The organism is Brevibacillus dissolubilis, assembly GCF_006170445.1.
GTDB lineage: Bacteria > Bacillota > Bacilli > Brevibacillales > Brevibacillaceae > Brevibacillus_B > Brevibacillus_B dissolubilis.
Window position 1 is genome coordinate 816,368 of record NZ_VCNA01000002.1, and the last position, 13,422, is coordinate 829,789.

The 13,422-nt window shown below is 48.4% G+C and carries 11 protein-coding genes; all 11 read right to left on the reverse strand.

All coding sequences use genetic code 11. The annotated features are described in order from the left end of the window. Positions 1-276: 276 nt before the first annotated feature. Positions 277-1,056: a GTP-sensing pleiotropic transcriptional regulator CodY gene (gene codY, locus FGI41_RS05845; RefSeq protein WP_139488994.1), complete on the reverse strand. Its 780-nt coding sequence runs from the start codon at positions 1,054-1,056 to the stop codon at positions 277-279. 43 nt (positions 1,057-1,099) lie between these two features. Further along, positions 1,100-2,500: an ATP-dependent protease ATPase subunit HslU gene (gene hslU / locus FGI41_RS05850; RefSeq protein WP_139488995.1), complete on the reverse strand. Its 1,401-nt coding sequence runs from the start codon at positions 2,498-2,500 to the stop codon at positions 1,100-1,102. Between the two features lie 11 nt (positions 2,501-2,511). After that, entirely contained in the window at positions 2,512-3,057 is a 546-nt protein-coding gene (hslV, locus tag FGI41_RS05855) for an ATP-dependent protease subunit HslV (RefSeq protein ID WP_139488996.1), read from the reverse strand. Between the two features lie 8 nt (positions 3,058-3,065). Next, entirely contained in the window at positions 3,066-3,992 is a 927-nt protein-coding gene (gene xerC, locus FGI41_RS05860) for a tyrosine recombinase XerC (RefSeq protein WP_139488997.1), read from the reverse strand. A 55-nt stretch (positions 3,993-4,047) separates the two neighbouring features. Next, positions 4,048-5,367: an FADH(2)-oxidizing methylenetetrahydrofolate--tRNA-(uracil(54)-C(5))-methyltransferase TrmFO gene (trmFO, locus tag FGI41_RS05865; protein WP_139488998.1), complete on the reverse strand. Its 1,320-nt coding sequence runs from the start codon at positions 5,365-5,367 to the stop codon at positions 4,048-4,050. A gap of 73 nt (positions 5,368-5,440) precedes the next feature. Further along, positions 5,441-7,525, reverse strand: a complete 2,085-nt coding sequence (gene topA / locus FGI41_RS05870; protein WP_139488999.1) for a type I DNA topoisomerase — start codon at positions 7,523-7,525, stop codon at positions 5,441-5,443. Positions 7,526-7,607: 82 nt separating this feature from the next. Beyond that, positions 7,608-8,756 (reverse strand): DNA-processing protein DprA, encoded by a 1,149-nt coding sequence (gene dprA, locus FGI41_RS05875; protein WP_176560132.1) that lies wholly within the window; start codon positions 8,754-8,756, stop codon positions 7,608-7,610. Positions 8,757-8,980: 224 nt separating this feature from the next. Beyond that, positions 8,981-9,886, reverse strand: coding sequence for a succinate--CoA ligase subunit alpha (sucD, locus tag FGI41_RS05880; RefSeq protein WP_139489001.1), 906 nt, complete (start codon positions 9,884-9,886; stop codon positions 8,981-8,983). Between the two features lie 71 nt (positions 9,887-9,957). Further along, complete coding sequence (gene sucC / locus FGI41_RS05885; protein ID WP_139489002.1) at positions 9,958-11,118, reverse strand: ADP-forming succinate--CoA ligase subunit beta; 1,161 nt, start codon at positions 11,116-11,118, stop codon at positions 9,958-9,960. Positions 11,119-11,275: 157 nt separating this feature from the next. Next, positions 11,276-12,367: a hypothetical protein gene (locus FGI41_RS05890; RefSeq protein WP_139489003.1), complete on the reverse strand. Its 1,092-nt coding sequence runs from the start codon at positions 12,365-12,367 to the stop codon at positions 11,276-11,278. Between the two features lie 50 nt (positions 12,368-12,417). Continuing rightward, positions 12,418-13,377 carry an AlbA family DNA-binding domain-containing protein gene (locus tag FGI41_RS05895; RefSeq protein WP_139489004.1) on the reverse strand — a complete coding sequence of 320 codons (960 nt, stop codon included), beginning with the start codon at positions 13,375-13,377 and terminating at the stop codon, positions 12,418-12,420. Between the last annotated feature and the right edge of the window lie 45 nt (positions 13,378-13,422).

Here is a 13,422-nt window from a genome sequence, read left to right on the forward strand (position 1 = left end):
ATTAATCATAACAGAAACATTTTCACGAATAAAGCCCTATCTTATGGAACTAGGTAAATTGTTACAAAAGTCTTAAGTCCTCTGAAACCGCATAACTACAGGCTTAGTTCCACTTTGGAAAATGCTTCCTCAGAGCCATAAGCGGAAGTAAATATTACCGTTGAATTAGAAAACGTAATATATTCATCAATTTGTTAATAAATCCAATAATAAAATAGGGCAAAGCTATCGCTTCACCCTATCTATGTTATGGTGGCGTACGGCGAAAATGCCTGCCTATGAGGTTTTTAATTTTTCTAGTTCTGGTAATAATTTTTCATTAAGAACTTTAATGAATGTACCCTTCATCCCAAGTGAACGGGACTCAATTACACCTGCACTTTCCAATTTACGGAGTGCGTTCACTATTACTGATCTGGTAATTCCTACACGGTCAGCGATTTTGGATGCTACGAGTAGGCCTTCTTTCCCTTCTAACTCTTGGAAGATGTGCTCAACTGCTTCCAATTCACTATAAGAAAGTGAGCCGATAGCCATTTGTACAACCGCTTTGCTGCGTGCTTCTTCTTCAATCGCTTCAGAGCGCTCACGGAGGATCTCCATACCGACTACGGTTGCACCTACTTCAGCGAGGATCAGGTCATCTTCTACGAACTGATTGTTGACACGGGCGAGGATCAATGTACCAAGACGATCCCCACCCCCGATAATGGGAACAATGGTGGTCCAACCGGTACGGAATACCTCTTTCATCTCGATTGGGAATGCGGTGTATGGGCTGTCTACGTCAAGGTTGGCAGAAGTCTCGTCAACCTTGAGCAGGTTGCTGGAATACTCTTCTGGAAAACGGCGTTCTTCGAGCATTTTGCGGATGCGTTCGTTATCGATCTCTTGGTGAATCGCATAACCGAGAAGCTTACCTTTACGGCTGAGGATAAAAATGTTTGCCTCAATTACGTCGCTGAGGACTTGGGACATTTCTGTAAAGTTAACCGCATGACCGGCTGACTTCTGCAGCATTCGGTTAATTCGTCTTGTTTTGTTAAGTAAATCCATGGTTTTCTTTCCTCCTGACAATCCAGTCATTTCTATCGATGCTCTATAAAATATATTGGCTTAAATCGCGGTTCTTAACGATTCCACCTAGTTTATCTGATACATATTCAGGCGTGATATTTACAACCTCCAGGTGAATGTCCGGAGCCTCAAAAGAGAGTTCCTCCAGCAGCTTCTCAAGGAGCGTATGCAAGCGTCTGGCCCCGATATTGTCTGTCGATTGGTTCACCTCTTCAGCGAGGCGGGCAATCTCGTGGATCGCTTCATTCGTAAAATCGACCTTCACGCCTTCTGTTTCAAGCAGCATGACATATTGCTTGATCAGCGCGTTTTTCGGCTCTGTCAAAATTCGGACAAAATCTTCCACCTTCAAGCTGGTCAACTCGACACGGATTGGGAAGCGCCCCTGTAATTCCGGGATCAAGTCAGACGGCTTCGCGATATGAAACGCACCTGCTGCGATAAACAGCATGTAGTCTGTTTTGATCGGACCGTATTTGGTCATAACCGTGGAGCCTTCTACGATCGGAAGGATATCGCGTTGCACCCCTTCGCGCGATACGTCTGGACCGCGGTTATCTTTACCGGCAATCTTGTCGATCTCATCAATAAAGATGATACCGTATTGCTCCGCTCTGGAGATGGATTCCGAAATAACCTCATCCATATCTACCAGTTTTTGTGCTTCTTGTTGAATTAATACCTTACGAGCTTCCTTGATCGCCAATTTTCTTTTCTTGGTGCGCTTCGGCAACAGGTTACCCAGCATATCCTGCATTTGGTTGCCCATCTGCTCTGCACCAGGAATCTGGAACATATCTAGCATCGGCTGTGCCTGATCATCCACATCGATCTCAATCTGCTGATCTTCAAGTGAGCCGGAAGCAAGCTGGAAGGCTACTTGTCTGCGTTTCTGTTCGATGTTGGTGTCTTCTGGCTCATAGTTGTTGTTTGGTTGCTGTTGATTGCCTGAGAACAGCATTTCAAACGGGTTCTTGAACGCATTGTTGTTTTGCTTTTTCGACGGAACCAAGATCTCAACGATCGCTTCCTCGGCCAGCTTTTCAGCACGGTCTTGGACTTTTTCCATCTTTTCGGTCTTCACCATACGGATTGCGGTTTCGATCAGGTCGCGGACCATGGATTCCACATCTCGGCCTACATAGCCCACTTCGGTGAATTTGGTTGCTTCTACCTTGATGAAAGGAGCACCGGTCAGCTTTGCAATGCGGCGGGCAATTTCGGTTTTACCGACACCAGTCGGTCCAATCATCAGAATATTTTTTGGGATCACATCTTCTCTGACACTCTCAGGTAAAAGTGAGCGGCGGTAGCGGTTGCGCAGGGCAACGGCAATCGCCTTTTTGGCTTGATGCTGTCCCACAATATATTTATCGAGGTGTTCGACGATCATTCGGGGTGTTAAACGGTCCAAGCTAAGCATGGCATACCCTCCTACCCTTTGATTTCTTCCACAACAATATTGGAATTGGTAAATACACAAATCTCAGCAGCCGTTTTCAGTGCCGCTTCGGCAATCTCCTTCGCGCTCAGATGTGACGCGTAGTTCTTCAGAGAGCGTCCAGCTGCAAGTGCAAAGCTTCCGCCGGAGCCAATCGCGAGAATTCCGTCATCTGGCTCGATGATTTCCCCGTTACCGGAGATCAGGAGCAGATGTTCACGGTTCATGACGATCATCATGGCTTCGAGCTGACGGAGGATTTTATCTCCGCGCCATTCTTTCGCAAGCTCTACCGCTGCACGTTGCAGGTTGCCGTGGTATTCTTCGAGCTTGCCTTCGAATTTTTCAAACAGCGTAATCGCATCAGCGACAGACCCGGCAAAACCGGCGACCACCTCGCCACGATAGAGACGCCGTACTTTTTTCGCGCCGTTCTTCATGACCATGCTGTTGCCAAAGGTCACTTGCCCGTCACCAGCCATCGCTGCCTCACCTTTATGATGAACACCAAATATCGTAGTTGCATGAAACTTTTCCATGTAAGAGGTCACCTCCCAGTATTGTGTGAACGTGGATGTGCGTGATTGTACACCTCTCGCAACCGTTCCTTCGTAACATGCGTGTAGATCTGAGTTGTGGAAAGATTGACGTGACCAAGAAGTTCCTGTACCGTGCGCAAATCCGCGCCTCCATTTAACAAATGTGTTGCAAATGTATGTCGAAAGGTATGTGGTGAAATATGTAGATGCATGGAGGCCTCCGTAACGTACTTATCGACGACCCGCCGTACGCTCCGGTCTGACAGTGGTTCCCCCCGGTAATTCAGAATCAAATGTCCGGGATCATCCTTGCCGCGCAATAATTCTTTTCGCCCTTGCTCTAAATATCTCCAAATTGCATCAATGGCATAACTGCCGATCGGTACATATCTCTCTTTTGAACCTTTCCCATACACAAGTGCAACGCCCGTATATAAATCAAGCGAGTTAACCGTAAGTGTCGTCAGCTCTGATACACGCATCCCACTCGCGTACAGAAGCTCAAAAATGACACGGTCCCTCTCTCCAAGCGCATTCTCTGCCTGTGCGGTCAGATCCAGCAGTGTCTGAATCTCTTGCGGGTACATAAATGAAGGCAGCTTCTTCTCCAGCTTCGGAGTCGAAACCAGCTGAAATGGATTGTGATCGATGTGTTTTTCTCGCATTAAAAAGCCGAAAAACGTACGCAGACTGGATAACTTTCGTGCCATGCTTCTTTTCGCGATATTCTTTTTGACCAAGTAAGTCAGAAAAGATCTTCCGTGCAAAGAAGAAACAGCAGCAAATACGGAGATTTGGTGCTGTTCCATGAAAGTAACAAATTCATTAATATCAGCTACGTAACTTCGTAAGGTATGCGGGGAAGCATTCTTCTCCACTTTCAAATAGCGGATGAAATTTTCAACCCAGGTAGATAATTCTTCGGTTTTGTCCATCTCAGGCGAACACCCCTCAAATCACCTATATAGTAACACAGTAATTTTACCGATATCAACTAAAATTGTGTCTGATTTGTGTAAAATTCTGAATTGTCTCCAGCGCTCTCTCAGCCAGTTTTTCATTTTTTTCTTTTTTATTGCGAATCTTGACAGGCAGGCTTGGGAGCAGTCCGAAGTTGGCATTCATCGGCTGGAAATGCTTCGCATCCGTGTGTGTGATGTAGTGTGCCATACTTCCGATTACGGTCTCCTGCGGGAAGACAAGCAGCTCTTCGCCTTTTGCGAGGCGTGCTGCATTGAGTCCGGCTACCAGGCCCGCTGCTGCTGATTCCACATAGCCCTCTACCCCTGTCATCTGACCGGCGAAGAACAGAGTCTCGCGGTTGCGGAACTGGTAGGTTGGGTTTAAGAGTTTTGGTGAGTTGATAAAGGTGTTGCGGTGCATTACGCCGTAGCGGACGATCTCGCAGTTTTCAAGACCCGGGATGAGCTGGAACACGCGTTTTTGCTCAGGCCATTTGAGATGGGTCTGGAAGCCTACGATATTGTACAGGGTAGCTGCGCTGTTGTCCTGGCGAAGCTGAACCACTGCATATGGATACTTGCCGGTGCGGGGGTCTGTGAGACCTACCGGCTTGAGTGGACCAAACAGCATGGTTTGGCGTCCACGGGAGGCCATGACCTCGATTGGCATGCAGCCCTCGAAGAAGATTTCTTTTTCGAATTCTTTGACCGGCACTGCTTCTGCGGCGATCAGTTCTTCGTAAAAGCGGTTGAACTCTTCTTCATTCATCGGGCAGTTGATGTAGGCTGCTTCCCCTTTGTCATAGCGGGAAGCGATGAAGACTTTGTCCATGTTGATGGAGTCTTTTTCGATGATCGGAGCCGCTGCATCGTAGAAGTAGAGATACTCTTCACCAGTCAGTTCTTTCAGATGAGCGGACAGGTCAGGTGATGTGAGCGGGCCGGTCGCCATGACGACGATGCCTTCTGGGATTTGGGTTATTTCTTCATTAATAACTTCGATCAGCGGATGATTGCGGACGTTGTTGGTGACATGCTCGGCAAACTCGTGACGGTCTACCGCAAGCGCTCCACCTGCCGGTACTGCGCACGTGTCCGCAGATTCGATGATGACAGAGCCAAGTCGGCGCATTTCTTCTTTTAATACCCCGACTGCGTTGGTCAGTGTGTTGGCGCGGAGTGAGTTGGAGCAGACCAGCTCCGCAAACTTATCGGTGTGATGCGCTGGTGTCTGACGGATTGGGCGCATCTCGTAGAGTCTGACGCGGACTCCGGCTTGAGCGATCTGCCACGCAGCTTCGCTACCGGCAAGCCCTGCGCCTACGACTGTTACGTATGGTTGTGTCATTGGGTACATCCTCCCGTGCTGTGTGTGCTTCTGCTAGTGTGTTATTGCTGCTGCCGTGTGTTCTATAAAGTTTCTAGGAATCTACTTCTTCTTGGTAGTCACAAGCCGTACATGTATTGCTGACGCCTTGCTTCTTGCGTTTTTTCTCGACCATCATGCTGTTGCACTTTGGACAGTTGCGCGGGATTGGTTTGTCCCAGCTGATCCATTCGCATTCTGGGTAGTTGTTGCATCCAAAGAAAACCCGGCTCTTCTTACTTTTACGTTCGACAATCTGTCCGGTTTCACATGTTGGACATTTTACGCCGACATCTTTGACGATCGGCTTGGTGTTGCGGCAGTCTGGGAAGCCGGAACAAGCGAGGAACTTACCGTAGCGTCCCATCTTGTAGACGAGATGCTTACCGCAGAGCTCGCAGATCTCATCGGAGACTTCGTCCTTAATCTCGATCTCTTGCATCTGCTCTTCGGCTACTTCGATCCGTTTGGCAAAATCGCCGTAGAAGTGATCGAGGATCTTGGCCCATTCGGACATGCCTTCTTCGACTTTATCTAGGTTACTCTCCATTTGAGAGGTGAATTCGATATCAAGGATTTCTGGGAAAAACTCTTCGATCAGGGAGATGACAATCTGTCCCAGTTCGGTTGGAACGAAGCGTTTTTCTTCGAGTGCGACATAGCCGCGTTTTTGGATGGTTTCAAGGGTAGGTGCATAGGTGGATGGACGGCCGATGCCGTTTTCCTCCAGCGTCTTGACCAGACGTGCCTCTGTATAGCGTGGCGGCGGCTGGGTGAAGTGCTGCTTCGGTTCGATATTCTGCACTTCGAGCGTCTGTCCCTCTTCGATCGGCGGCAGGAAGCTGTCTTCCTCTTTGCCTCCATCGTCAGTACTCTCCACATAAACCTTCATAAAGCCTGGGAACTTAACCTTAGAACCGGTGGCACGGAAGAAGATTCCGTTCACTTTGATATCGACGGTCATGGTGTCGAGTACGGCAGAGGCCATCTGGCTTGCAAGGAAACGCTCCCAAATCAGCCGGTACAGCTTCAATTGGTCACGGCTCAGGAATTCCTTGAGCTCGTCTGGTGTACGCATAACAGATGTCGGACGAATCGCCTCATGGGCATCCTGTGCATTCTCTTTTTCCTTCTTGGATTGCGGACGCTGCTCTGTGATGATGTACTCTTGTCCAAATTGTTCCAGAATGTAGGTCTTGGCTTCTTCCTGTGCGGTCTGTGAAATCCGGGTGGAGTCGGTACGCATATACGTGATCAAACCGACTGTGCCTTCTTTGCCAAGATCAATCCCCTCGTACAGCTGCTGGGCAACCATCATCGTCTTAGCCGTACGGAAGTTCAGCTTACGGGCTGCTTCCTGCTGCAGGGAACTGGTAATGAACGGTGCCGCTGGATTGCGCTTACGTTCACGCTTGAGGACTTTTTGCACCACGTAGGGCTGGTCCTTGATCCGTTCGAGAATTTCGTTTACTTCTGCTTCGGATTTGATCTCTGCTTTTTCTTCCCCGTATCCATGGAAACGAGCTTCGAATGCTTTTCCCGCGCTCAGCATCGCATTGGTAATGGTCCAGTACTCTTCTGGTTCAAATGCATTGATTTCTTTTTCACGGTCATTAATCATCTTAACCGTTACAGATTGTACGCGTCCTGCACTTAACCCTTTGCGGACTTTTTTCCATAGGATTGGTGAAATATTGTAACCCACCAAGCGGTCAAGGATGCGGCGCGCTTGCTGGGCGTTAACCAGATCCATATTAATGTGGCGTGGATGCTTAAAAGCGTCTTTGATCGCATCCTTGGTAATTTCATTGAACACCACACGGAGCGGTTGGCTTAGATCCAGATTCAGATATTGCGCAAGATGCCAGGCAATCGCTTCCCCTTCCCTGTCCGGGTCGGCTGCGAGATAGACTTTTTTTACTTTTTTCACGGAATCCTTCAGACTCTTCAGGATGTCGCCCTTCCCACGAATGGTTATGTATTTGGGCTCAAATTTATTCGTTACGTCTACACCCATCTGACTCTTTGGGAGATCACGGACATGGCCCATAGATGCTTTCACGATATATTTGCTACCCAAGTATTTACCAATAGTTTTAGCTTTCGCCGGGGACTCGACGATCACAAGCGTATCCGCCATATATTTCCTCCCCCTTCATTACATGAATCTCCCCTAATATTACATATGCTTTTTCATTTGTCAAACGGCTATCCGTTGATTTTTATTCATCACGATGTTTAACATAATAGCCGCCGGGGAGGGATTGGATCAAATTTTTAGTTTCCAGACGTACTAAATCACGGTCCAAACACGGCCTGTATTCTATGGAAATTCTGGTAAAAATCTCATCCCAATGAAGCGGTTCTGTCGTCAAGACACCAAGCAAATACCGCTCTTCCTCAGGTAAATCTGGTGAGATGATTTTTTGTCCGGACAGAGGTGAAAACAGGCTGCTCAGGTGCGCGTATTCCTCCAAAATTTCCTTAGAATCTGTTACTAGCTTTGCACCTTGCTTGATCAAGTTATTCGTCCCTGTGCTGCCTTTTGCAAAAATCGGTCCGGGGATCGCAAACACATCACGCCCCTGTTCATTCGCACAATCTGCGGTGATCAGTGAACCGCTGCGCTCAGCTGCCTCGACGATCAAGACACCGAGAGAAAGCCCGCTGATCAGACGGTTTCGCTCCGGGAAAAATCCAGGATGTGGCTTCGTGCCGGGATGGTATTCGGAGAGAATCAATCCACTCTCAGCCATGCGAAGGTACAGCGGACGGTTATGAGTCGGGTAGATCTGATCGATGCCACAGCCCAGTACGCCGATGGTGCCAGCACCTTGTTCAAGGGCGGTGCGATGAGCTTCGGCATCGATCCCCTGAGCCAGACCGGAGACGATCATAAAGCCTGCATTCGACAAGTCTTTCGCGAAAGTTTGACAAACATGTCTGCCATATGTCGAAGGAGTGCGTGTCCCGACGATCCCCAGCATGGGCCGTTGCAGCAGGGTGATGTCCCCTCTGTAAAAGAGCAAAACAGGAGGGTCAGGAATCTCTATTAATATAGAAGGAAAAATTTCGTCGAGGAAGCAAATGAACTCCAAACCTGCCTGTAGACGGGCATTTTTGCGTGCTGTCACACGATCAGGATTGATCTCGAACAGCACTTGTTGCCGTACACTTGGAGGTAGTCTTAAAGTCTCATACCAAGATTCCTCATTTGGTAATAAATGTGTCAATGAGGATAATGAACCATATTTGTTATACAAGTGATGAATCGTACGCCGTCCAACTCCTTCGATACAGGTAAGTGCGTAGAGATAATCCCTTTCCTCCAACGGTTGGTGAAATAATGATGTGGATGGTGCTGATTTCATGCGGTCGCCTCCCATACGTTTTCCCTCCTTTTATCATAGAAAAAGACAGAGCGATGTTCAAAAAATTTTCGATTTTCAGACAAAAATAGGTCAGGAATAGAACCAGTGGAGCATACGAAAGACGGACACAGCATGAAAAAATAAAAAAAGACGCCCCAAAAGGACGTCTTTTCTGCTCACTCCCCGCTTACATGATCAGCAGAAAGCAAGTTGATCCGTAAAGCTTATGCTTTTACCGTTACTTTGTCGAGCATGCCTTTTTCAGTGAGAACTTCTACGAGTGTCTCGCCGATGACAGCTGGAGTTTTGGCTACGCGGATACCGCAAGACTCAAGCTTCGCGATTTTCTCAGCTGCAGTACCTTTACCGCCGGAGATGATCGCACCTGCGTGACCCATGCGTTTGCCTGGAGGCGCAGTTTGACCGCCGATGAAACCGATAACTGGTTTCTTCATGTTAGCTGCTACCCACTCAGCTGCTTCCTCTTCTGCAGTACCACCGATTTCACCGATCATGATAACTGCTTCGGTGTCTGGGTCTTCGTTGAAGAGTTGGAGTACGTCGATGAAGTTAGTACCGTTTACAGGGTCGCCACCGATACCAACGGCAGTGGATTGACCGATGCCGCGGGTAGATGTTTGGTGAACCGCTTCATATGTGAGGGTACCAGAGCGGGATACGATCCCTACTTTACCAGGAGTGTGGATGTAGCCTGGCATGATACCGATTTTACACTCGCCTGGAGTGATTACGCCTGGGCAGTTTGGACCGATGAGACGAGTCTTTTTGCCTTCCATGTAACGGCGTACTTTTACCATGTCAAGAACTGGGATACCTTCTGTGATACAAATCACGAGGTCGAGTTCTGCGTCTACTGCTTCCATGATGGAGTCAGCAGCGAATGCTGGTGGTACGTAGATGACAGATGCATTCGCACCGGTTGCTGCTACAGCTTCTTTAACAGTGTTGAAGATTGGCAGACCGTCGATTTCAGTACCGCCTTTACCTGGTGTTACACCGCCAACCATTTTTGTTCCGTACTCAACTGCTTGACGAGTATGGAAAAGACCTGTCGCGCCTGTAATACCTTGTGTAATAACTTTGGTATCTTTATTAATAAGAATACTCATCGCGTAAGTTTCCCACCTTTAATTCTGATTTCGTCGTACGCTTGTGTAGACAGATTGTTGCAGGGCTTGTCTTATTTTACAAGTGCAACGATTTTTTCTGCACCGTCAGCCATGGATTCAGCCGCAACGATGTTGAGACCGGATTCGCTGAGGATTTTTTTACCTTGCTCTACGTTCGTACCTTCGAGACGTACTACGAGTGGCTTGTCGAGTTTCACTTGTTTCGCTGCACCGACTACACCGTTCGCGATTACGTCACACTTCATGATGCCGCCGAAGATGTTAACGAAGATGCCTTTTACTTTGTCATCGGAGAGGATGATTTTGAAGGCTTCGGTTACTTTCTCTTCAGTTGCCCCGCCCCCTACATCGAGGAAGTTCGCAGGGTTGCCGCCGTAGAAGTTGATGATGTCCATCGTTGCCATCGCAAGACCTGCACCATTAACCATGCAACCGATGTTACCGTCGAGTGCGATGTAAGCGAGGTCGTATTTGGATGCTTCGATTTCTTTTTCGTCTTCTTCGGTGAGGTCACGAAGTTCTTGGATGTTTTTGTGACGGAAAAGAGCGTTGGAGTCGAAGTTGAGCTTCGCGTCGAGAGCCATCACTTCGCCGTCGCCGGTTACTACGAGTGGGTTGATCTCAGCGATGGAGCAGTCGTTTGCTACGAATGCTTCATAGAGACCGAGCATGAATTTCGCTGCTTTGTTCACGAGTTCAGCAGGAATGTTGATCGCGAACGCAAGACGGCGTGCTTGGAAAGGAGTCAGACCTACTACAGGGTCAACTACTTCTTTGATGATTTTTTCAGGGCTGTGTTCTGCTACTTCTTCGATCTCAGTACCGCCCTCTTCAGATGCCATCATAACTACGCGGTTAGTCGCACGGTCTACGACGATCCCTACATAGTATTCTTTCTTGATATCGCAACCTTGTTCGATCAGAAGGCGTCTTACTTCTTTACCTTCTGGGCCGGTTTGGTGGGTCACCAAAACTTTACCAAGAATATCGGTAGCATATGTACGCACTTCTTCAAGATTTTTTGCAACTTTTACGCCGCCCGCTTTACCGCGACCACCAGCGTGGATTTGTGCTTTTACTACTACTACTTGTGTACCCAGCTCTTCAGCCGCTTTAACAGCCTCGTCTACGGTGAACGCTACGCGACCTTCAGGTACTTTCACACCGTACTTCTTCAGTATCTCTTTACCTTGATACTCATGAATGTTCATTACCCATCCTCCTATGGCAGTTTGGATTCGATTGACAGGTTAGCTATGACCCATTGAAGGGATTCTCTATCTGTCGAGAAACTCCTGCCAATTGATCATGACGTTCCTATTTTACGACACTATTCGATAAAAGTCACTCAAAACGATACTCTTATCCTCACCAATTCTTCAAATTCTCATGAAGGAATTGGATAAATTCTTTTGTAGATAACAGATTTTGAATGTTTTGTCCGATCATTGGTCGGTGAAAGAGCTTATCATCTACCGCAAAATGGTTGGCGTATATCGTAATCCTCCGTTCGGTGGTATCCGCGATCCAAAAGGTCAGGACGGCTGCGGCTGGCCCCACCCCTTCTGCTGGTACCGTAACTTCCGGGGCTTGATGCAGAATGCGGACAAGCTGTTGGATCGCGCCTTGCTTGCTGATCGATTCGTCTGCTTCCCATGTGGTATGCAGCTTGGCGTCGGTCGTGGAGCGGATGCTTAGCTTAGAAGCCTTATAAAGTGTCTCAAGTACCTCGGATGCCGGACGGACGGGCAGCCATTCGGTCGTCTGGGAAAACAGCTCTTGATTGATCTGATAATACAAGGTGTCATTGCCGAGCGTTACGGCCAACAGGCTTGGAGTGACGATCACGGCATCGGCTACTCCGTCAGCAAAGGCAAGCTTGAGTCTGTAATGGGGATAGAGGGGAAACGGAACTTGTGGTGGCTGTGGCTCGTACCCTGCTTTACTCATCGCAGCAAGTACGAGCGCGTTCTCCTTGTCGGTCAGCTTCTTATAGGTATACTGATCATCCGCATGCAGCTCGACTGCTGTTGGTTTCTTGCTGCGAAAGAGTGCCTCCCCTGCCAACTGTCGGATAAATCCGTAAAACTGCTGCGCTCCCACTCCCCGATAGGTCACCTGATTGTACTGGACGGCATCCTCACCGATCTCCATCACAAGCGGGGCTTCGCTAGAGCGGTAGGCAATCAGTGTGTACCGGATTTCGCTTTTGGACAAAGAGCCTTCGGTACGAGAGAGCTGGGCGGTACCGTGAATATCGAGACCTTTGCTAAAAGCTGCCAGGTTCAGCGAGATTTCCTGACCATTAGTAGCCAATACGGTGACACGGTCGACAGCTTCTATGCTTTGGGTGATTTGATTTCGCTTTCCATCCTCTTGCTGTTGGGTCCCCAAAGTACAGCCGGTAACCATCCATGCGGTGATTACCGCGGTCAACATGGAGAGCAAGCTTTTTTTCATCCATCCATCCTCCTCCAACAGTCTCAACCTGCTTTGACGAAAGGTCTGGCTTAGAGAAGTCCCAGACGACGGCTTACTTCACTGCCAAGCCTGCGCTTGACATAGACCTCGCCGATTTGATGCGGGTCCCTGACGATGACAGACTGGTTATTGGTGCGGATTGCGACGTATTTGTCTCCGTTTTTGTCCAATCCACAGATGAGATCAGAGTTGACTTCGGTAAAGATGGCGACGACGTATTTGTCTTGGATTTTTTTCAGTGTGATCTTAGGGAATGGGCTTAACATCGGGGTGGTTTTGGCTTGTATGTATTGGGTAATAGCCAGCAGGTAGCGGTCGATGGCGCTGGAGGAGATTTCATCTGGGGCGGCTTTGGCTTGTTGGGCCGATTCGTACATCTTCAATTCTTCATTGATACCGATGATCTTCCCGTCGTCATCAATACCAAGAAACAGATTGCCGTTGTTGCTGTTGGCGAAGGCGATGACTGCTTTGATGATGGCATGCTTGGAGTTGAGAAAATCACGCTTGAACTCGATCATATCATTTTCGCCGAGTTCGGTAGCTACCAGAGGATCTTCGACACGGCCCAGATAACGGAAGCGACTCAATGCGCCAAGGCGGTACACGTACTCTTCAAACAGATCAGCGGACAGTGCAATCTCTTCGATCATCGCGTCGGTATTTTGCCATAGCTTATAGGTCTGGGGTGAGAAGCACATATCAAACAGCACGGTAGCTCCAAGCGACTTGATATTCATGCCGATTGCCACCCGCTTCACCTGTCTTGGCTTGTACGGTTCTGCTCCGGCTCCCTGCACCTGAAGGGCTCCGTTATGTACGAGGAAATCGAAATATTGGCGCGGCAACGAAACACCGGTGCGGAGCAGGTCGCGCTGCTTTTGGACCGGCTGAAGAGTGTCTGATACATATTCGTGGTACAGGTCAAAAACGATACGTTCGTCATCTGCTTGATGAATGACAGCTTGAAAATGGCATTGGATTCGCATAGTTCACCTGACTTTTCGCATAGCGCTTTTTTCATTATTGTAGGT